Origin of the sequence: Uliginosibacterium silvisoli (genome assembly GCF_036017035.1) — a bacterium.
GTDB classification, from domain to species: domain Bacteria; phylum Pseudomonadota; class Gammaproteobacteria; order Burkholderiales; family Rhodocyclaceae; genus Viridibacterium; species Viridibacterium silvisoli.
The window spans coordinates 885,727-907,928 of sequence record NZ_JAYXHS010000002.1; the positions used below are offsets into that span (position 1 = coordinate 885,727).

Below are 22,202 nucleotides of genomic sequence, written 5' to 3' on the forward strand. Positions count from 1 at the left end.
CGCTCAGGTCGCATGAGTGCAGGAGCAGCGATATGAACAGCATGCGTTACCGCGTCGTTTTCAACGACAGTCTGGGTGCCTGGATGGCCGTGGCCGAAAACGTTGCTGCGCGTGGCAAACCGTCACGTGCGCGCAGCGCCGGTGCGCTGGTCTCGCTGCTGTCGGCGTCGACACTTTCGCTGATCGGATCGCCGCTCGCTTACGCGGCCGGGCCACTGCCCGTCGCCAGTAGCGCAGCTGCGCGTACTGTCACCAACACCGCGGGTGTGGGCATCAATACGAACGGCAATATGATGACCGTGACGCAGAGTGGCAGGTCGGCCGTCGTGAACTGGGATTCGTTCGACGTGAACAGGGGCTATCGCGTTCACTTCGACCAGAACGGCGACAGCAGCGCACGCACGCTCAACCGCATCTGGGATGCCAACCCGTCTGTCATCAACGGTCAGATCACGGCGCCTGGTCAGGTGTACCTCATCAATCGCAACGGCATTCAGTTCGGCAAGGATTCACAGATCGACGTGGGCGGTCTGATCGCCTCGGCGCTCAACATCAAGGTCAAGACTTTCGAGGATGGTTACCTCAGCCTGAGCGGCAAGGGTGAGGCGGCCTTTTACTACGCGGGGACGCTGGATGCCTCTGGCAACCTGGTCGACTTCGATGCTGCAACGCCCGACGTGAGTGCGCTGGCAGGGCGTGTGCCGACCGTGCGCAACGAGGGCAGCATCCGCGCGACCGAGGGCGGTTCGATCATGCTCTTCGCGCCGCGCGTCGAGAATGCCGGGCGCATCGAGACCACGGGCCAGCAGGTCGTGCTGGCGGCAGGCTCCAAGGTTTATCTCGGCGAAAGCAAGAGCACTGCCTTGCGCGGCGTTCTGGTCGAGGTCGATCCCTTCATCGGCGGCAACAAGGATTCGAGTACGGTGAGCAACACCGGGCTCAAGGAGGCGATGCAAGGCATCATCGCCAACCGCGGCAACATCACGCTGGCTGCGATGGCGGTGAATAACGATGGTTTCCTGCAGGCCTCTACCGGCAAGCTCGAGAACGGCTCGATCTACCTGCAGGGGCGCTACTCGGCAGCGACCATACTCAAGGACAACGAAGGCTCCGACACGACCAATCTGGTGACGGTGGCACGCCAGGGTGGCGAGGTCGTGCTGGGTGGTAACAGCCGCATCGAACTGCCGGTCGAGAGCATCACCGAGGATGAAGTGAAGGCGCGTGCAGCCGCGCAATTCGTGCCGGAGGCGGGCGAAAGCGAGCTGGTGCGTGCCTCGCGCCTTAGCGCCTTGCAGGACCTGATCCGCAAGCAGTACACCGTGCTCAAGTCGGATGCGTTCAAGCAGTCGGAGGTGCTGATTGATGGCCGCACGGTGCTCATGCAGCGCGGCTCGTCTATCGTCGCGCCAGGCGCGACAGTCAATGTCCTCGCGGCCGGTGAGCGCCGCTTCGGTCTGGATCCGACGAGCAGCGTGGATAACGTTGCCAATACCAATGCGACCTTCCTGAGCAATGCCGTGGACGATCCGGGCGCGCGCGTGGTGATGGAAGACGGCGCGACGATCAATGTCTCGGGCTACCGCAACCTCGCGGTCGATGGCAACCGTAACCAGATCAGTGCGACGCTGGTGTCGAACGAACTCAAGGATTCGCCTCTGCAGCGTGCAGGCATCCTCTACCGCAAGACCGTGAAGTTCAATCTGCTGGATGTGCCGGGCGGCATCATGGGTGTGGCCGATGCGTCGGGTGCTGTGAGCGGTTTGCGCTACAGCCTGCGCGAAATGGCGGCGACGGGCGGAGCCGTCAACATCCAGTCGGCGGGCAGCGTGGTGATCGGCAAGGGGGCTACCATCGACGTGTCGGGCGGCTCGGTGAACTACAGCGACGCCCTGATCGAGACGACGCAGCTCGCCGTGGGCAAGCAGCGCTTCGACATCGGCAAGGCAAGCCAGGACATCGTCTACACAAAGCTGCTCGCCGCCAGAAGGCTTGTCAAAGGCTATAGCGAAGGCAAGAGTGCGGGCAGCATTACGGTGGAAGCACGTGGCGCAGCCGTGATGGATGGAGACCTCGTGGGCAAGACCACGCCTGGCATCTACCAGACCACGCCGGGCACGGCACCCAAGGGCGGCACGCTGATCGTTGGCGATGTTTATGGCGGACAAGACAAGGCCGGTGTGGCGGGTTCGAATCCACGTGCATTGCCATCGTATGGACGCGAAGTGCACTTCGAATCCGGCAGCGGGCTGGACGATGCGGCCAGCTTCTGGGCCGATCCCCTGAATGCGACGGTCAGTAGCAGTGCCTACAACAAGTTGTCGGCCGACGCACTGGTTGCCGGTGGCTTCCAGAATTTATCGGTGTATGCCGATGGCGTTACGGTCTCGGCCGGCGCGCCGATGAATCTGCTCGCCGGCAGCACGGTCACCTTGCGCAGCTCGGGTGACATCAACATCAACGATGACATCAACGCTGCTGGCCTGGTGCTCGACGCGCAGGCAGGCAAGGCGGGGGTTTCTGCCGGTTCCATCAGATTGGCAGACGGCAAGAGCATCCGCGCCGCCGGCATGTGGATCAACGACTACAAGGCGCGGCCGGGCAAGACCTATACGGGTGTGCGTCAGCTCGATGGCGGCGCAGTGAGCCTAACGGCCGTGGGCACTGCAGGGACGCCAGGTGGGCCCGGCACGGGAGGTGAAGTCATCCTCGGTGTGGGCAGCATGATCGACGTATCCGGCGGCGGCGAGATCAACTCTGCAGGTACGCTCAAGCTGGGCAATGGTGGTGCGATCACCTTGAATGGTGGCAACGGTGTGACCTTGAACGACGCCGTGCTGAACGGCTTTGCGTTGGCCAATGGCACGCAGGTCGGCAAGGGCGGCAGCCTGAGCATCACCGCGCCGGGCATCCGCATCAATGATGTGCCGCATGCCCTCGGCGAGCTGGAGCTGAAGAAAGACTGGTTCATGCAGGGCGGCTTCTCGAAGTTCACGCTGAATGCAGCGCTGGGCAACGCGAGCATTGCCGATGGCACGCAACTGGATCTGTCGCGTAGCGTGCGGAATCTGCCGATGGCATATCGTGCGACGAAGACCGGCACCGACCTCGCCAGCGTGGGAGCCGTCGGCAAGCTTGATCCGGCAATTAAGGATGCGTCGAGCTTCTCGATGAGTGCCGCCAGCCAGATCTTCGCTTCGGCAGGTACCGACACTGGCGTCATCGAGATCGGCAAGGATGTGCTGATCAATGCGGGTGCGGGCGGCAGCATCGCGCTCAAGGCTGACCGGCAGATCACCGTTGCAGGTGCCCTGCGCGCGCAGGGTGGCACGGTGAGCATGAATCTGGTGGCCAACAAGGATGCGCCGGATGACGTGGCGGATCGCTCGATCTTCCTCACGGATACCGCTTCGATCGACGTTTCAGGCAAGGCCTTCATCGTCAAGGATCGTCGTGGTCGCCGCTCCGGCGAAGTGCTCGCTGGCGGCGACATCGCCCTTACGGTGGACAAGGGCTACATCGTCGCGCAGCAGGGTGCGACCATTCGCCTGGATGGCAGCACGGCAACCGTGGACAATCTGGCCTTGCGTGCTCCGCAGGAGCTGAGCAGCGACGCCGGCAGCCTGACGCTGGATGCCGGATCAGGCATCGCTTTCGGCGCGCAGGTGTCCGCGCAGGGTGGTGCGCCCAATGCGGCTGGTGGAAAACTGGCAGTCAATCTGCGAGCGGGCGATACGGCCAGCACGCTGTCCGGCGTGGAACGCATCGTGACCGTCGGCAACAATCTGTTCGATGGCAGCACGCCACTGGGTACGCTGCTGAAAACTGCGTCGGCAGGGACGGCCTTGGGTAATGACGCCTTGCTGAAAGGGCGTGCATACGTAGATGCCAACGCGCTTTCTGCACAGGGTTTCGACCACGTCACGATCAGAAGCGATGGCGATCGGCGCGATGGACAGATCCGTTTTGTTGGCGATGTGAAACTTGCCGCAGCCCGCCAGTTGAGCCTGCTGGCCTCGAACCTCGATATCAACAATGCCAACGTAGATCTCCAGTCGGCTTACGTAAAACTCGGCTGGCTGGGGCCGAACAACAAGTACAACGCCTCCGTGGTGGGCATCCAGACGCCAGCGAAGGGTACGGGTCGCTTCACGGTGAATGCGGCGCAAGTCGACCTGCAGGGCAGTGTGAGCGTCAGCGGCGCGGCGCAGACGACGCTTGCCAGCAGCGGCAATATCCGCCTCATCGGTCAGGTGGTGAAGGACGACAGTACGCCGGCTGCGGCTGCGACCGATCGCGTCGAAGGCAACTTCTCGGCATCAGGCAATCTCGACCTGCGTGCAGCGCAGATCTATCCCGGCACGCTCTCCGACTTCACGATCAGCCTTGCGCCGGGTACTGCCAGCGACCCGAGTCTGCTGCGAGTCTCCGGCACCGGCCCGACGCCACAGGTGCCATTGACGGCGAACGGACGACTTGCGCTCGTCGCCGACAACATCGAACAGGGTGGCGTGCTGCGCGCGCCGTTTGGCACGATCGATCTCGGCGCACGTTCCAGCCTGACGCTGCAAGCAGGCAGCCTTACGTCCGCGTCGGCGGAGGGCGCGGTGATTCCCTACGGCGAACTCAATAACGGTACCGACTGGACGATCACGCCCAGCGGCGGCCTGACGAAGACGGTCAGCTCGGTGCCCGTGCCCACCGTGGCGCTGCGCGGTGCCACGGTCGTTGCGCAGGCCGGTTCGAAGGTGGATGTATCCGGCGGCGGTGATCTCTCCGCGGCGGAATGGGTACCGGGCGCGGGCGGCTCGAAGAACGTGCTGGCGCAGGCCAACACCTACGCCATCCTGCCGAGCTACGGCAGCGCCTACGCACCCGTGACGGAAGGTCTCGACAAGCTGGCAGGCACGCAGATCACGCTGGGCGCCAATAGCGGCGTGCCAGCGGGTACCTACACCTTGCTGCCGGCAAGCTATGCACTGCTGCCCGGCGCCTACAAGGTCACCTTGCTGAAGAGTTACCAGGACGCAGCGCCGCAGCTGAAGGTTGCGCAGGCGCTGGGCGGCAGCATCGTCACCGGTCAACTGTCTGTCGCAAATACGGGCATCAAGGATTCGCATACACAGGGTGTGCTGGTGGAGTCCGGCGACATCACGCGCAAGCGCTCCGAATACACCGAAGTACTCGCGTCGACCTTCTTCGAAGAACAGGCAGCGAGAACCGGCAAGGCGAGCGCACATGACACGGCCGATGGCGGGCATCTGATCCTGTCGGCGATTGACAGCATCCAGCTGGCGGGCAAGATCGCCATGGAAGCCGCGACACAAGGGGCAGGTAAAAAACGGCGTGGCGGCATGCTCGACGTGAGCCTGCTCAAGGGCACGCTGGCGAGCGATGGTTCGCCGCGTGGCGACATCGTCATCGGCGACAGCACGATCGTGGCGAGCGCTGGCACGCCGACCCTGCGCGTCAGCGAGAAGGACATCGCAGATATCGGCGCTGCCAGCATCCTCATTGGTGGCGAGCGCAGCGTGAGCGCCGACGGCGCCACCATTGCAGTCACCGCGCGCGAGCTGCGCTACAACGGCCAGGGTGGGCTTGGCGGCAACGCAAACGAAGTCATCCTGGCGGGCGTCAGCAAGGTGTCGGTCGAGGCTGGCTCGCGGATCGAGACGGCGGCCTACGATAGCGCGCGCCAGCCGTCCCTGCAGGCTAGCGTCAAGGGTGATGGTGCCTTGCTGCGCGTCGCTTCGGATGACGCAGATGTCATCCGCACCGGCGTGACAGGCACGCAGGGCAAGCTGGTCGTGCAGAGCGGTGCGACGCTCAAGGGCTATGCCGTGCAGGCAGATGCAACGCTCGATAGCCAGCTGGCGAAGGACAGCGCAGCTTCGGCAACGGCGTTCTCGCTGGGTGCGCGTCAGATCAACTTCGGCGGTGCTGGCAGTACGGGTGGCTCGGTAACTGGCACGGACTTGAGCGGCGACCTGCTCGCGTCCGTTGCGGGCTCGGCGCAGAAGCTGACCCTGCGTGGCTACGAAGGTATCCGTTTCAACTCGGGACTGGTGCTGGGTGATGGGCAACCGATCAACGCCCTGCGTTTCGACGCGCCGAGCATCGAGTGGGCAAGCGGCTCGGCCGGCGTGGTGCAGATCAATGCGCAGAGCCTCACGCTGACCAATACCACGGGCAAGACAGGTGTCGCCGCGACTACCGGCGCCGGCTCGCTCGCTTTGAATGCTAGCGGCAACAGCGGCGCAGGTGCAAACGCTGGCGTCATCAATGTAGCTGCGGGTGACGTGGCGCTGCTTGGCTTTGGCAGCACCAGCCTCTCGGCACAACGTGGCGTGGTATTCAGCGGCACGGGCAATACCAATGTCGGTGGCGATCTGGTGGTTGCTGCGCCGATGATCACCGCAGAGTCTGGCGCGCGCCATGTGGTGAGCGCTGCGGGCAGGATCACGACGACTGTCGGCAGCGGCCCGGTCGAAGACGCGGTCGCCGCAGGCGGCGGTGCCGCCATCAAGTTCGACGCGGCAAGCATCGATCACGGCAGCAACATCGCAAGCAACAGCGGTACGGTGACGTTGAATGCACGCACGGGCGACGTCCATCTGCAGAACGGTTCGCGCATCGATGTGTCGAGCATGCAGACCGATTTCGATGGCACGACCAAGAGCACGGACGCGGGCTCCATCACGCTGTCTTCGACTGCGGGATCGGTGCAGCTTGATAGCGGCGCCGTGCTCGATCTGCAGGGCAAGGGCGATTCCAGCGCGGGCAGCCTGAATGTGCTGGTGCCCAAGGGTGAAGCGAAACTTGCCGGTACGCTGAACGCGGGCGTCTCCGATCTCGGCAAGATTGCGGGCGCCGCGGCAGGGCGCTTCTATCTGGATGCGGGCAAGCTTGCCAGCCTCGACGATCTCAATCGTCTGACGGCTGCCTTCACCGGCGAGCGCAGCGTGCGTCTGCGCGTGGGCGACCTGAAGCTGAGCGCAGGTGACGCGAACAAGCTGACCGCATCGAAGGTCAATCTGTATGCAGATGCCGGCAGCATCTACATCGACGGCACGATCGACGCCTCAGGCTTCAAGGGCGGCAGCATCGATCTCGCCGCACGCCGCGATTTCGTGACCGATGCCAACGGCAATACGACGGCGCAAGGCGGTGAAGTGAAGCTCGGTGCGAATGCCGTACTCGATGCCCACGCTACGGGTGACGGGGAGGAGGGCGGCACGGTGCGCATCAGTGTATCGGGCGCTGACGCACGCATCATCAACGGCGTCGAGGTCGATCCGAAGAGCGGCACGCTGATCGAGTTCGCCAACGGCAGCAAGGTGGATGTGCGGGGTGGTGTGGGCGGTGCCGATGGCAAGCTCGTGCTGAACGCGCCGCGTCTCTTCGATGCCAGTGCCTACAACCCGATCAGTGGCACGGGGGCTCCGGTTGTCGAGAGCTCCGTCTTCCCGACGCCGCCAGCGCCGCTGCAGGATTACACACCACTGGTTGCAGCCGTGGCGGTCGACACGGGAAGTTACCTGTATGCCGGTACGGTTGCTACCGCTTTCGCGGTGACCGACCCCAGCAAGCCGGACTACACCGCGGCGGCCAATGCACCGCTGATTCCCAATGGCACGCGCGTCGTCATCGTGGCAGGCATCAATAACAGCAGCGTCTCGAGCACGACGGGTACGACCTTCTCGATCAATGGCAGTTCGCCTTACCGTATCGCCGCCAGCGCGATCTCCACGACGGCACTCGGCAGGAACCAGTTGATCGCCGGGGCCAGCTACGAGCTCGTTTTCGTGAACAACCCGAGCGGTTCAGTGCCACGCTACTGGTATGTCGACACGACGAAGACCAAGCTTGGCGTCGCCAGCGTATCGGTATTGCCGGTCAGTACGCCTGGCTTTACCGGCAGGACCGGTGACATCGTGTACTTCAAACCCCAACTGGCCAGCTTCGGTGGGGCGAGCAGCAACACCACGAACGGGGGCGTGTTGATCTCCAGCAGTGGGCTGTCCGGCAATGCGCAGCTCTTCACTTCCACAGGCGGCATCGTTGCGCAAGGCGACCTGCTGGCGGGTGGCAGCTACGCGGCGGTCTACGACAAGACCAGCAACAGCTTCTCCCTGCTCAGTTCGGTGGGGCAGCAAGACACGATCAAGATCAGCAATGCGCTGACCAGCGTACCGGCGGATACCTATGACATCCGCTTCACGCCGGGCGCCACCAACACCAGCAGCAATGTGCAGATCCTGCTCAACGACTTCCGCAATGCCGACGGCAGCCTGCCGCTGCTCTATGCCAGCGACGGTTCGCCGCTCGCGCCCGGCGCACTGGTGGCTGGCCAGAGTTACTCGGCAGGTCGCCTCAGCGACGGGCGCTATGCCCTGCGTGCGAGCACCTACGAGCAACTGACGGTGACCGGCGCCAGCGATCCGACGCTGGTGGTTTTCTCCTTGTCCAGCCTCGGTAATACATCGGGTTCGACCTTGAGCAGCGTGCGCCTGAGCGTGAACGGCGCGGGTGCCGTGCCTTTGTTGAACGACTCCGGAGGCAGCGTCGACTTCAACTCGCTCGTGACGAACACGCTCTACGTGGCGCGCCAGGTCGGCGGCAGCTACCAACTGGTAAGCACGTCCAATCTGGAATCGTCCGTGCCGATCAGCAACAGGGGCGTGGTGCTCGCAGGTAGACCCAACGTCGAAGTGAATGCCGTGAAGACGTACACCGCTGCGACGCTGGATGCAGCCTTGCAATCGAAGGTACAGCTAGATGCGCAGCAGTTCTCGCAATCCCTGCCGGCCATTGCCACGCAACTGAACCTGGGTTCCGCGGCGAATCTGGTCGTGCGGCCGGGTATCGAGGTGCGCTCCGTGGGTGACATGACACTCGCAACCGACTGGAACCTCGCCGCGCAGGATGCGAACGGCAACTACCTGTGGCGTTACAACGGCAACACGGCCGCGGGCAGCCTGACGCTGCGCGCAGGCGGCGACCTGAAGATCGGCACGACGGCAAATCCGGCATCGCTCAACGACGGCTTCGCCAACGCCACGGCAGCAACGCCGGGCAGCTTCGCCAATGGCTGGTCCTACACGCTCGTTGGCGGCGCCGATCTGGATGCGGCCTCCAGCCTTGCAACGGTCGATGGCGGCAGCGGCAAGGTCATCGTCAGCCAGAAGGTGCGCACCGCGACGGGCGAGATCCGCGTGGCCGCAGCGAGCGACATCGATATCAGCAGCACGGGTGCCTCGGTGTATTCGTCAGGCCAGCGCACGACGACGAACACCGACGACATGGTCTTGCCGAACTCGGCGGACAAGGGCTACCTCACTGTTGGCGGTGGCGACGTGAGCCTGATCGCTGGCCGCGACATCCTCGGCCAGGCAGCGACGGATCAGCCGACCACCTGGTTGTGGCGGGTGTCGCCAGAGAAGGCAAAGACTGCCAAGCCTGCTGCGTGGTTGGTGCTATTTGACCGCTTCAATCAGCAGGTCGGCGCTCTCGGCGGTGGTGATGTCAGCGTTCGGGCTGGGCGTGACATCAGCAATGTTGCTGCGTCGTTGCCAACGCAAGGTGTCTATACCTACGACAGCAACGGTGTCGTAAACGGCTATACCATTCGCAATGGTGGCGACCTCGATGTGCGTGCCGATAGAGACATTCTGGGCGGGCAATACATGGTCGAGCGCGGCACCGGGAAAATAAGCGCTGCGGGAAGCATGGCGCCTGGCAAGACCGGATATGCCTTGCAACTCTATGCTGCCGACACGCAGTTCAAGCTGAAGGCCGGGGTCGATCTGCAACTCGACAGCGTGCGTAATACGCCCATGGTTGAGCAGAGCACCGGGAATGCCAGTACTTCAAAGGCATACACAACGTTCTGGAACAGCTATACGAGTGCCAGCGCGCTCGATGCACGGTCTGCGGCAGGGAACATTCGCATCTTCCAGAAGAATTCGGCTGACGCAGGGGTGCTGCCTGCCAATTTGCAACTTGTTGCCGCTAGCGGCGGTATCGATCTCGGCGGCGTGCCCCTGCCTATGTTCCCGTCAAGCAGGGGGCAGCTTGGCCTGTTTGCAGAGAAGGATGTTCTCGCGACGGATGCGTCGGGTGCCAACACAGGCGGTATTTCCATGCTCGATCTTTCTCCGACGGATCTGGCCGATCCCTTGCATGCATCAAGAGACAGCAACGGCTTCAAGAAGGCGTTCACGGATGTCACGGCCTTTACTGATAACGGCAATACCTCCCTGGGGGTACGCGTGACCGGCTCGACGCTGGTCGGCAATCTGCACGATGGAGACACGCAGCCGGCCAGGATCGTGTCGCGTAGTGGCGACGTGAGCGGCGCCTATTTCATCGCCAAGCCTGTCAACGTCAGTGCAGGGCGTGACGTGAAAGACATGTCGCTGACGGTGCAGAATCTGACAAGCAATGATGTGTCGAGTGTCTCGGCAGGGCGCGATCTGGCCTATTCGAACCTCAGTGCGAGCGACTTGACCCGGTACGTTTCTGTCAAGGACGGTAAATTCAATGACACGACGCCTGCCATCAAAGTGTTCGGCCCAGGATTGCTGGAGATTACTGTCGGCCGCAACGTCGATCTCGCCAATTCGGGCGGTATCGTTTCCAAGGGGCCAGGCGCAAATAGCTATCTGCCCGATAGCGGCGCGTCGATTCGAGTGGTGGCAGGCAAACCGACCGACATCAATGCAGCGACTTTCGCTGTGACTTACCTGAACGCATCTGACGTGCCTGCGTTCATGGCCTTGTCGAAGGATGCGCAGTTGAACTTTGCGCAAGACTTGCTGCGTCAGCGCTTCATCGATGCTTATCTCGGAACAGGGGGGCAATACCTCACGCAATGGCAGGAATTTGCGAGAAGCAATGGTGTGAGTGATGCGGCGATGAGCAATCCGGCATTGGCTGATAGCAAGCTTTTCAATCGCTTCCGCTACCAGGTGCTGTGGGCGGAGCTCAGCGCATCAGGTATCGCCGCAGCAGCGAGGAATGCCGATGCGAAGGCCAACCCCGGCAAATACACGGCGGCTGAACTGGCGCCAGAAGTGCTGTATGCCGATGGATTCAAGGCCATCGAACTCATGGGGATCGGCGATGCCTTCCGGGTCAATGGCAATGTACGCATGCTGTTCAGCCAGATAAGAACCCAAGCGGGCGGCAATGCAGATCTCCTGGTGCCGGGCGGTTCGCTCGATATCGGCGCGACGCAGTCTCCAGCGTCGAGTTTTGTGCCGCGTGACACGTCGACCATGTCGGCAGGGCAACTCAAGGACTACGACGCTGAGAAGAAGGCGGCTGATGCCAGGGACAAGTACTTTGCCAGCAAACTTGGTTTGATCGCCAACCAAGGCAATTCAAACGTCTTCGCGCGCGATTCGATCAACGTCAATACCTCTCGCTGGTTCGCGATTGACGGTGGTGAACTCATGGGCTGGGCGTCTTACGGCAGTATCGATGCGGGCAAGGGGTCACGCACTGCGCAATCGGGTTCGTCGCAGCGTCTCGATGTGGACAGATCTACCGGCAGGTTCTCGCTTGTCGACGGCGGCGCATCGAGCGGATCCGGTATTGCCAGCATCTTCAATCGTCCGATAACGAGCGGCGGCAATGTAGGGCTCTACGCGCCGCGCGGTTCGATCAATGCCGGCGAAGCCGGGATTCGTGCTGCGGGGAACGTCTATACGGGGGGCACCGTGATCGGCGGCGATTTCATCGTGTCGGTCGGCACGAGTACCGTACCCGCAGCGCCACCTGCACCAGCGCTTGCAGTGTCTGCCCCCGATAGCACCAGCGGCACCGAGAAAGACGCAGCGACCGAAGCCGGTGCACCGACCAACGTCAGTCCGAAGGAGCGTAGTGCGCTGCTGACGGTCGAAGTGCTGGCAACAGACGAAACGTCATCGGCGTCCGCCGTTCCGGAGAGCAGCAAAGACGAAAAGCAGAAACGCTAGCAGTCAGGGCGTGATTTCCTGCAAGGGAGATCACGTCCGCTGCTGATGTCATTGCAGTTGCGTGACGTCGTCGGACTGCGGAATGGTCCGATCAGCCTATTCAGGAATGACCGCGATGCGACGCCATGCAACATTGCGTGGGCATCATCTTCGGGCTCTCCATCTCGCCCGAAAATTCCATGCGTCGCCTCGCCAAACTCCTTCTTTCCAGCGCTCTTTGTCTGCCGCTTCTCGCTCATGCCTGGTGGAGTCCGGAGTGGACGCAACGCGCGAAGATCGTCGTTAATACGACGGCTGCAGGGGTCGAGACGAAGCAGGCGGTGAACAACCTGCCACTGGCTGTTCGCCTGCATTCGGGCAACTTCGATTTCGCGTCAGCCAAGGAGGACGGCAGTGATCTGCGCTTCGTGGCAGGTGACGACAAGACGCCGTTGAAATTCCACATCGAGCGTTTCGACAGCATCAACGAGCTGGCGGTCGTGTGGGTGCAGGTGCCGACCGTTGCACCCGGCAATGACAAGAACGTGGTGTTCGCCTACTACGGGAATGCTGCCGCAACGGCAGAGCCGTCCGCTGCGGGCGCCAGCTATGACGGCAGCCATCTCGCCGTCTTCCATTTCGCCGAAAAGGATGTGCCTGCGCTTGACGCGACTTCAGGTGCATTGAAGACCAGCGCGGCGGTGGCAGTCGATGCCGATGGTCTTCTCGGCAATGCGGCGACCCTCAGTGGCGCGCCGATAAGTATCAACGGAGGGGATCGTCTGAAACTCGCGGCGGGGGCCGCGATGACGATTTCGCTGTGGGTGAAGCCGACCGACGTGGCCAAGGGCACGCTCTACAACGGGGGGGGCGTGCAGCTGCAACTCGCAGGCGGCAAGCTCGTGGCGCAGGTGGGCAGTGCGAAGTTCGAGGGGGGGGAGATCAAGGTCGGGCAATGGCAGGCCGTTGCGCTGACGATAGGTGCGGGCAAGGGCACGCTGTTCGTGAATGGCACGCAGGTCGCACAAGCCGATACGAACCTGCCGGCACTTGCGGGTGACGTCTCGCTGGGTGAGGGATACAGCGGCCTGCTCGATGAAGTGCAGATTGCCAATGCCGTGCGCAGCGCCGAGTTCCTGCAACTGGCCGCTGCCGCGCCGGCCAGCGAAGGCAAGTTGCTGACGGTGACGAAAGAAGCTGCGGGTGACGAAGCCAGCGAAGGCGGCGGCCACAATTACTTTGGCATTCTCTTCCAGAACCTGACCACGGATGCGTGGGTCATCATCATCATTCTCGGCGTGATGTTCGCGATCTCCGTATGGGTCATGGTCAGCAAGACCTTGCTGCTCGGCAAGGTGCGCAAGGCCAATGCGGAGTTCATGAATCGCTACCGCAATGTCAGCGACGAGGCCTTGCTGAACATTCCCAAGGACGAGTTGATGAGTAGCTCGCCGCTGTTCGTGTTGTATCAGGCCGGTGTGCATGAAATCGAGAAGCGCTTTGCTGCGCGTGCCAGCGTCGGCGCTGCGGGGTCGACGATCCTGAGTGGTGCATCGATCGATGCGATCAAGGCAACGATCGACGCCGACTACATCCGCGAGAACCAGAAGCTCAACAGCCTGATGGTGTTGCTGACCATCGCGATCTCGGGCGGCCCGTTCCTCGGCCTGCTCGGCACTGTCGTCGGCGTGATGATCACCTTCGCCGCCATCGCTGCAGCCGGCGACGTCAACGTCAACGCCATCGCGCCGGGGATCGCTGCCGCGCTGATGGCTACCGTTGCCGGTCTGGGCGTCGCCATTCCCGCACTGTTCGGCTACAACTGGCTCGCTGCGCAGATCAAGAACGTCACCACCGGCCTGCAGATTTTCGTCGATGAATTCGTGACGCGCGTTGCCGAGAAGTACGGCGACTGATGCGGCTGATCATGTGCAACGAATGCGTGTCGCGCCATGGCTGAAGTAAAAGAAGACAACCAGCTGTATGACGATATCAACGTCACACCGATGCTGGATCTCGCTTACGTGTTGCTGGTGGTGTTCATCATCCTGACGACGGCCTCGGTGCAGGGCGTCAAGGTTAACTCGCCGCAAACACTCGCCGTGAAGAGCCTCGCCAAACCGCAGACGCGTGCCATCACCGTGACGCGCGATGGCGGCATGTACCTCGACGCCTACCCGGTCACGCTGGAGACGCTGGCCGACGGGCTGGCGCGCTACAAGGCCAGCAATCCTGCGCTGCCGGTGGTCGTCAAGGGCGATGCAGACGCGCAATACGAAAAGATCATGGCCGTGCTCGAGGTCTGCAAGAAGCTCGACATCACCGAGGTTGGCCTCGTTACCAAGCGCGTGGGTTCCTGATGCAAGTCCAGGACGAAGCCAAACCCTACGACACGATCAACGTCACGCCGATGCTCGACCTGGCGTACGTGCTGCTGGTTGTGTTCATCCTGATGACCACGGCATCCGTGCAAGGTCTGTCAATGAGCTTGCCCAAGCCGTCGAACAAGCCGAGCACGGAGAAGCACGAGCTGCGCATCATCCAGATCACGACGGAAGGGCGGACGCTGATCAATGGCGTGGCGGTGAGCATGGAAGAGCTCGAGTCGCAGCTCAAGCAGGCCAAGGCCAAGGACAAGGATGTTCAGGCCATGATCAAGGGTGATGGGAAAGCGCAGTACGCGCGCGTCATTGCCGTGGTCGACCTGTGCAATCGCCTCGAGGTGAACATGGGCCTCGTCACTGCGCGGATCGGTGTCTGACATGTGCGCAAGGCTGAACGCTGCATTGCAGATTTCTCTCGTCTCAGCAATGGCGCTGCTGCTGTGCACGGCCTGCGAGAAGGAAGAGCCCAAGGCGCGTCAGGTGGCCAAGATCGCGCTGCTGCCGGACACGCCGCCACCTCCACCACCGCCTCCACCGAAAGAGCCGCCCCCGCCGCAGAAGGACCAGCCCAAGGAAGTGAAGATGGAGCAGCCGCGGCAGGAGGCGCCGCCGCAGCAAGCCGAGCAACTCAAGATGGAAGGCCAGGCGGGTGATGGCCCGAGCGGCTTTGCTGCCGGCACGCCGACGCAGGACTACAACGGCCAGCAACTTGGCGGCAACGGCGCTTCCGGTGGCCTTGGGCGTGCCGAGTTCGATCTCTACCGCTCACGCCTGCAACGTCTGCTGCAGGAAGAGCTGGCGCGTGTGAAGGAACTCAAGGGAGCCCAGTATCGCGTGCCCGCCAAAGTGGCGCGCGACGGGCAGGGCTGGAAGGTGAGCCTTGCCGACAGCACGGGCGACCCCCAGCTCGACGAGCTGCTGCGCGCAGCCCTTGATCACGCCATCCAGAAAGATCCACCGCCGGCAGCTTCGCCCGCTGGCGGCTTCAGCGTGCGCATCACCAACAAATTCCTGAACTGATCCACCGGACAACTTCTCATTCATCCCCAATCATGAACCGCATTCAACCGCTAAATGCCCTGCGACCGATCGCCCTGGCAGTCATGCTCATCGCCGCCAGCGGCGCCGCACATGCCGACGAGCGCGAGTCGATGGAAGTCCTCAAGCAGACGACGCTGAATCTCATCAACGCACTGGTCGAGAACGGCGTGCTGACGCGCGAGAAAGCCAACGAGTTGATCCGCACTGCAGAAGAGAAAGCTGCACGTACCGTGGCACTGAGTGATCCGAAGCCCGATGGTGCCGCAACTGGCGCGGTGGCCGGTGCTGCCGTTGCGGGAACGCTTGCTGGTGCGGCGGCCCCCGCTCCGGTGCGTGTGCAGTACATCCCGGAAAGCACGAAGAAGGAAATCCGCGACCAGATCAGGAAGGAAGTGCTGGCGCAAGCGCGTGAAGAACATTGGGCAGACCCGAATGTCATTCCTTCATGGCTCGATCGCATCAAGCTTTCCGGTGACGTGCTGGCGCGCTACCAGTTCGATAATTTCGCGAGCAGCAATACGCCACCGATCGACTACGACCAGGCAACGAATACCACGCCTGGCGTCATGACACGGAACGCGCCGCTGGCTGACAATGGCTTCAGCTCGGGCAATACGCAGAACGATCTCAACACCGAACGCCTGCGCGTGCGCCTCGGCATCGAGGCCAAGCTCACTGACGCCGTGCGTACTGAGGTGCGCATCGCCACGGGCAGTACCGACAGCCGCGTATCCACCACGCAACCGCTCGGCTCGGCCTTCAACAAGTATTCGCTGTGGCTCGACCGCGGCTTCATTTCATACGACCCGATTCAGTGGGTAGATGTGAAAGCAGGGCGCATGAGCAATCCCTTTGTCGGCTCCGACCTGATGTGGGACGACAACCTGAATTTCGACGGCATCACCTTCAACGTCCGCGACAAGAAGGCCGATGGCTTCGTGCCTTACGCAACCTTCGGCGCCTTTCCGTTGCAGACCGAAAGTGCACCGGCCCGACCTTTCAGCCGCACCTTGTTCGCTGTGCAGGCTGGCGCGGCGACAGATGTGTCGACGAAGACGCGCGCGCGCTTCGGCCTCGCGTACTACAACTTCCACAATCTCGAAGGCCACGTCGAGAGCGAGGACAACTACCTGACGGGTGTCGGTGCATTGACGCCGACCTATGCCAACACCGAGTACCAGGCCGGCATGCGGCAGAAGGGCAACACGCTGGTGCGCATCAATGCCGCCAACGATTCGAGCGCCACGATCTGGGGCCTCAGCTCCCGCTTCAAGCCCATCCACCTCGGCTTCGGTTTCGATAACGCCCGCACCGATGCGATGCACCTGATCTTCAGTGGCGATTACGTCAAGAATCTGGCTTACGACCGCAACGAGATCCAGGGTCGTACCGGCGTCGCGCCTACCGATGGCAGCAGCTCGGGCTACCAACTCAAATTCCTTGTGGGTACGCCTGCCGTGCGTCGCAAGGGCGAGTGGAATGCCAGCGTGGCCTTCCGCAACCTCGGCAGCGATGCCGTGCCGGATGCCTTCGTCGATGGCACGCTCGGCGGTGGTGGTACCAACCTGCGTGGCTACATCCTCGGCTTCAACTATGGCCTCGACCTTGCGACGACATTCGGTGTGCGTTACATGAACGCGCGCAACATCGATTCGCCATCCATGGTCAGCGATGCACACACCTTCAAGCAGAACACCTTGCAGATGGATCTCGGTGTCGGGTTCTAAGGAGTCGTGACATGACACACCACATACTCGTCCGGGCTTGCCTGATCGGCCTGCTGCTGGCGCAACCGCTTGCCCACGCGGAGGACAAACAGGCCGCACGCAGCCAGGAGCAGCTGCGTCGCCTGCGTCAGCAAGTACAGCAACTGCAACAGACGCAGCAGCAGAGCGAACAGAAAAGCGCGCAGGAGAAGGCCGCAGCCGACGAAGAGCTCAAACGCCGCAGCAGCGAGCTGGGCTCGACCAGCAAGAAGTTGAAAGACAGCGAACGCCAGTTGGCCGACCTGCAGACGCGTCTCAAAGCGGCAGAGCAGGAGCGCGATGCGCTGACCACCAAGTATGGCGACGCCAGCAAGCGCCTCGCTGAGCTCGAGCCCCTGCAGCGCGACACGGCAGCGAAGTTGCGCACACGCGATGGCGAAGCCTCTGGCCTGCAGGCTTCGCTCACCGCCGAGCTGGCAGAACGCAAGCGTTGCGAAGCCAACAACATCGCGCTGTACCAGTACGGCCGTGAGCTCATGACGCTCTACGAGAACAAAGGCGTGGTGAGTGCCCTGCGTCACAGCGAACCCGTATTTGGTCTCGGTCAGGTGCAGATGCAGAACATGCTGGAAGAATATCGCGACAAGCTCGACGCGCAGAAGCGTGCGGCGCTCGCCAGTGACGCATCGGCGGCAACGGCAGCAGGCAAGCCATGATCTCCGCACTGCGCCTGCCGCGCGTCGAGCGCAGCGTGGTGGCGCGTGCCTTGCCGTTCTCGCTCTACATTCTGTGCATGGCCTTGCGTGGCGAAGCAGGTGCGCTGCTCGGTGCCAGCCTGGTGCAATGGCTTTACCCCGTGCAGGTCGCGCTGGTCGCGGCCGTGCTGTGGCATTTCCGCGCCGAGTATGTGGAGCTGCGCGCGGCGCCGTACTCGCTGGAAAACAGCCCGCAGGTGAGGGCGTACCGCGCTGCTCTCGCATGTGCGTTGGGCATTGCCGTATTCGTCGCGTGGATCCATCTCGATGTGTCGCCGCTGAGCATTCCCGCGCCGCATGTGGCGCCGCCCGCACTGGCCGATGGCAGCATCGACTGGCGCTGGATCGTGCTGCGCATCATGGGTGCCGCGCTGGTCGTGCCGCTCATGGAAGAACTGTTCTGGCGCTCGCTGTTGATGCGCTGGCTGGAGGCGCGTGACTTTCTCAAAGTGCTGCCTGCTTCCGTCAGCTGGCGCAGCGTGTTGATCAGCTCCGTGGTTTTCGGTGTCGAGCACAACCTCTGGTTCGCCGGCATCGTGGCGGGCATCGCCTACGCCTGGCTCTATCGGCAGGCAAGTTTGCGCGCAGCCATCGCGGCACACGCGCTGACCAATCTCCTGCTGGGTCTGTGGGTCGTGCATACGGGGCAATGGCAGTTCTGGTAAGGCGTTGGCCCGCACTGCTGCTTGTATGCGTCACAGCCTTCAGTCTGGCGGCGAATGCCTATCTCGACCGCACCCCGGATGCGTTGCGCGAGCAGATGGTGAAGCGCTTCGGGCGCGACGCAGCAACGCATCTCGCCGACTGGCAGCGCGCCATGCAGCTTGCTGCAGCCGTCGCCAGCGAGCGGCAGACGCTCACCACCATCAATGCGCTGGCCAATCGTGCGGAGTACCTCAGCGATCTGCAGAATTGGGGCCTCGTCGATTACTGGGCCACGCCCGCCGAGTTCGTGTCGAAGAACGCGGGCGATTGCGAGGACTATGCCATCGCCAAGTACTACGCGCTGCGCACGCTCGGCGTGGCGGGCGACAAGCTGCGCCTGATCTACGTGCGCGCTTTCTTCCAGGGGCAACTCGTGCCGCACATGGTGCTGGCCTGGTACGCGGGGCCTGACGCGGAACCGCTGCTGCTCGACAACATCGACCCGCGTCTCCTGCCAGCCTCGCAACGGCCAGACCTCTCGCCCGTATTCAGCTTCAATGATCAGGGCGTGTGGCGCGCAGGCGTGCAACGCCCTGCTGGCGAAGAGCGCACCGCCAGCCCCTGGAACCAACTGCAGCAGCGCGTGAAGCGTGAGATGCAGATGTAGGCATGGGCCGCCCGTCATCCGCCTGACACGAAAACGTGCCGAACGCACTACGCGTGGCACTGCCTGCAAGACCAAGGGCTTCATGTCGGCGCGCAATACTCGTTCCCACAACGGCTACACCGTGCAGGTGTGCCATGACAAAACAAATCCTTCTGAGGGAGAGTGGGCATGTTCAAAAAGACGCTTGTGTCTATCGCCATTGCATCGCTGGGCTGCAGCTTCGCCGGCCAGGCCATGGCCGGTGCCGCAGCTGCATCGGGCCAGCAAATCGGTATCGTCGTGCAGGGTGACAACGGCAGCTGGAATCTGGATCTCAGCGCGCTGATGAGCTTCAACGCCGCCACGGGCGCGTTTGCCTTCGACAGCAGCAAGGTGGCCGCACCGGTGAGCGATGCACAGGGCGAGTGGTCTCTCGCGCTGGCCGGAAGCAAGGACGTCGACGGCGTGACCGTGCTGACCTCGGATCGCGTTCGCTGGCATTCGTGGGAACGTGTCGATGGCACGAGCGGTGCCACCGCTACCACCGACAATCCCTGGTCGTCGGTGTTCACCTTCACCGCCTCGGGCAATGTCGATCCGTTCATGACCTACGGCTTCACCGCCAAGAACAACACGGCGAGCACGCAGACCTACACCTTCACCATGGGTGAAGCGCTGTCGCCATCAGTGGCCGGTGCCTACGACATCTACGCTGACGTTTCCGGCTCCATCGTCAATGGCACGGGCAGCAATGTCACCATCACCCCGGCACTCGCCGATCAGGATGGCGATGGCATAGCTGAACTGCAGGTGCTGAGCCTGTCGAACGACGGCGGCCTGACCTTCGTCAATGCCGGTGTCGACGTCGGCCAGAAAGACCTGGCCACCGGCAGCAAGGCCTACGGTCTGTACAGCCAGCTGGGTAGCGGCTCCGGCAGCTTCAACTACTGGGCCTTTGAAACGCAATTCACACTGACTGCAGGCAAGGACGTCGCCAGCCTCGCCGGCTACGCCGAAATCACTCCTGTGCCCGAACCTGCCATGTGGGGCATGTTGCTCGGAGGTGTCGGTTTGCTGGGGTTTGCTGCGCGCGGCAGAAAGAAGTAAGCACGAATCGGCAACAATGCCGTCAGGAGAGAGGGTTCAGACCCCAACCTTCATTGATCTCTTGGTATCCAGGCAGAGCCGTCGGCGGTAGGGAATGCCGCGGGCAGGCGATGCCATGCCGGAGTTGCCTGCGCGCGGTCAGGTTGGTTTGCAAGCTGCTCCCGAGCATTGGCTTGGGTGTATCCATGGTCAAGGGGAGGGATATCGCTTCGGCGACGTCCTTGTACTGCAACCATATTTGAGTGTTGTTTTCGGTTCGCAAAAGGGATTGACCCTCAACGGCTATCGATATTTGCGAACTGCGTATGCGTCGTCTTTGCGCGCCATCTGACACTGCAAAGCGTTGAAAAAAATAGAATAAACAATGGATTGTGATTCCAGGTGTTGCCGGTTCGAACCCGGTATGTCGCCCCAGACTCCGAAAGCCCGACCTCGTGTCGGGCTTTTTCTTTTTCTCCGCGCTTTTCCGTATTCAAGGCTGTCCAAAGGGGTCAAAGCCCTTGCCGGGGCTTTTCGCGCTTCCCGCTTTCGGGGATGATTCGGTCACTTTCTGTTACGCAGTCCGGTCATGACCACACAGACGCCCACCGAAGAAACCCCGGCAACGGCCACACTCGACGAAGCGCTCGCCTACGCGCTGGAATTGCAGCAGCAATTACGCCTCGATGGCGCACAGTTGATCTATGAGCGCATTCTCGAAGTTGCGCCTGAGCACCCTGATGTATTGCATTTTCTCGGTGTGTTGATGCATCAGCGTGGCCGTGTGGATGAGGCAATTGCCTTGATCGCGCGGGCGATAGCGTTGATCCCTGATCACGTGCCATGCCATATAAATATGGGGAATGTGTTGGCGGAAAGCGGACGGCTGGATGAAGCCGTAGCCGAATATCTGCGAGCGCTCTCGCTCGTGCCCGATCAGGCGGACGTCCATAACAACCTCGGTGTCCTGCATAAATTGCAGCGCAAGTGGCTGGAGGCTGAGAGCTATTACCGGCGCGCAATCGAGATTGATCCGAAGCATGTCAGTGCCTACAACAACATGGGTTTGTTGTTCGCAGCGCAGGGCAAGATCAAGGAGGCGGTTGAATACTATTGTCGTTCCATCGCCGAGATGCCGGGCAACCCGGATAGCCGTCGCTTGCTGGGGATTGCTTACTACACGCTGGGGCGTACTGCCGAGGCGGCGGAGGTGTTCCGGCAGTGGCTGGAAGAGTCACCGGAAGATCCTGTGGCGAAACACATGCATGCCGCATGCTCCGGCAAGGACGTTCCCGTTCGTGCGGCCGACGACTATATCGAGCATACATTTGACCGGTTTGCCGACAGTTTCGAAGCGCAGTTGCAACAGCGCCTGGAATACAAGGCGCCCGAGATCGTGGCGGAAGCACTGCAAAGCGCGCTGCAAGCGTCATCCGCGCAACTCGATATTCTCGATGCCGGTTGCGGTACGGGCTTGTGCGGACCATTGCTGAAGCCCTTTGCGCGTCACATGATCGGTGTAGACCTGTCCGCGGGCATGCTGGCGAAGGCCGAGGCAAAACAGTGCTACGACTTGCTGGAAAAGGCTGAGCTGACGGCTTATATAGCCGCACGTCAGGCTGCATTCGATGCCATCGTTTCGGCGGATACCATCGTTTACTTTGGTGCGCTTGATGAGGTCTTGCATGCATCACACGCTGCGATGCGCAAGGGTGGTTTGCTGATCTTCACGGTGGAGAAGGGCGAAGGCAAGGTGCCTGAAGACATCGGCTTCGCCATTAACCCTCACGGACGTTACGCCCATACGCAAACCTACTTGAGAGGCTCATTGACCAAAGCCGGCTTGTCGGTGGACGCCATCAACGAGGTGGTTTTGCGCAACGAGGGTGGCGAACCCGTCATCGGCTGGGTCGTGACGGCACGCAAGTCCGCCTGATCAGGCGCTTGCCCTCCCTGACGCGCGGCTTCGGGTAACGATA

The 22,202-nt window shown here is 62.2% G+C and carries 11 protein-coding genes; all 11 read left to right on the top strand.

What is annotated here, in order from left to right; genetic code table 11:
* The first annotated feature begins 32 nt into the window (after window positions 1–32).
* On the top strand, window positions 33–11,981 hold the full coding sequence (locus tag VVD49_RS13715; protein WP_327599746.1) for a two-partner secretion domain-containing protein: 11,949 nt from the start codon (window positions 33–35) through the stop codon (window positions 11,979–11,981).
* Window positions 11,982–12,118: 137 nt separating this feature from the next.
* Window positions 12,119–13,876, top strand: a complete 1,758-nt coding sequence (locus VVD49_RS13720; protein WP_327599747.1) for a DUF2341 domain-containing protein — start codon at window positions 12,119–12,121, stop codon at window positions 13,874–13,876.
* A 36-nt stretch (window positions 13,877–13,912) separates the two neighbouring features.
* Entirely contained in the window at window positions 13,913–14,320 is a 408-nt protein-coding gene (locus tag VVD49_RS13725) for an ExbD/TolR family protein (protein WP_327599748.1), read from the top strand.
* Entirely contained in the window at window positions 14,320–14,721 is a 402-nt protein-coding gene (locus tag VVD49_RS13730) for an ExbD/TolR family protein (protein WP_327599749.1), read from the top strand. Before VVD49_RS13725 ends, VVD49_RS13730 begins: the two co-directional genes overlap by 1 nt.
* A 25-nt stretch (window positions 14,722–14,746) precedes the next feature.
* Complete coding sequence (locus VVD49_RS13735) at window positions 14,747–15,364, top strand: hypothetical protein (protein ID WP_327599750.1); 618 nt, start codon at window positions 14,747–14,749, stop codon at window positions 15,362–15,364.
* Between the two features lie 32 nt (window positions 15,365–15,396).
* Window positions 15,397–17,112: a putative porin gene (locus VVD49_RS13740; RefSeq protein WP_327599751.1), complete on the top strand. Its 1,716-nt coding sequence runs from the start codon at window positions 15,397–15,399 to the stop codon at window positions 17,110–17,112.
* Window positions 17,113–17,123: 11 nt separating this feature from the next.
* Entirely contained in the window at window positions 17,124–17,807 is a 684-nt protein-coding gene (locus tag VVD49_RS13745) for a hypothetical protein (RefSeq protein ID WP_327599752.1), read from the top strand.
* Window positions 17,804–18,511 (top strand): CAAX prenyl protease-related protein, encoded by a 708-nt coding sequence (locus VVD49_RS13750; RefSeq protein WP_327599753.1) that lies wholly within the window; start codon window positions 17,804–17,806, stop codon window positions 18,509–18,511. Before VVD49_RS13745 ends, VVD49_RS13750 begins: the two co-directional genes overlap by 4 nt.
* Window positions 18,496–19,158: a transglutaminase-like cysteine peptidase gene (locus VVD49_RS13755; protein ID WP_327599754.1), complete on the top strand. Its 663-nt coding sequence runs from the start codon at window positions 18,496–18,498 to the stop codon at window positions 19,156–19,158. The genes VVD49_RS13750 and VVD49_RS13755 overlap by 16 nt, the downstream gene beginning before the upstream one ends.
* Before the next feature lie 168 nt (window positions 19,159–19,326).
* On the top strand, window positions 19,327–20,244 hold the full coding sequence (locus tag VVD49_RS13760; RefSeq protein ID WP_327599755.1) for a PEP-CTERM sorting domain-containing protein: 918 nt from the start codon (window positions 19,327–19,329) through the stop codon (window positions 20,242–20,244).
* 568 nt (window positions 20,245–20,812) lie between these two features.
* Window positions 20,813–22,159: a tetratricopeptide repeat protein gene (locus VVD49_RS13765; protein WP_327599756.1), complete on the top strand. Its 1,347-nt coding sequence runs from the start codon at window positions 20,813–20,815 to the stop codon at window positions 22,157–22,159.
* Window positions 22,160–22,202 lie beyond the last annotated feature (43 nt).

Bases quoted from the DNA above. Each gene is read 5' to 3' on its own strand.
- VVD49_RS13715 (WP_327599746.1), top strand. From the start codon at position 33: ATGAACAGCATGCGTTACCGCGTCGTTTTCAACGACAGTCTGGGTGCC.
- VVD49_RS13725 (WP_327599748.1), top strand. From the start codon at position 13,913: ATGGCTGAAGTAAAAGAAGACAACCAGCTGTATGACGATATCAACGTC.
- VVD49_RS13730 (WP_327599749.1), top strand. From the start codon at position 14,320: ATGCAAGTCCAGGACGAAGCCAAACCCTACGACACGATCAACGTCACG.
- VVD49_RS13740 (WP_327599751.1), top strand. From the start codon at position 15,397: ATGAACCGCATTCAACCGCTAAATGCCCTGCGACCGATCGCCCTGGCA.
- VVD49_RS13745 (WP_327599752.1), top strand. From the start codon at position 17,124: ATGACACACCACATACTCGTCCGGGCTTGCCTGATCGGCCTGCTGCTG.
- VVD49_RS13750 (WP_327599753.1), top strand. From the start codon at position 17,804: ATGATCTCCGCACTGCGCCTGCCGCGCGTCGAGCGCAGCGTGGTGGCG.
- VVD49_RS13755 (WP_327599754.1), top strand. From the start codon at position 18,496: ATGGCAGTTCTGGTAAGGCGTTGGCCCGCACTGCTGCTTGTATGCGTC.
- VVD49_RS13760 (WP_327599755.1), top strand. From the start codon at position 19,327: ATGTTCAAAAAGACGCTTGTGTCTATCGCCATTGCATCGCTGGGCTGC.
- VVD49_RS13765 (WP_327599756.1), top strand. From the start codon at position 20,813: ATGACCACACAGACGCCCACCGAAGAAACCCCGGCAACGGCCACACTC.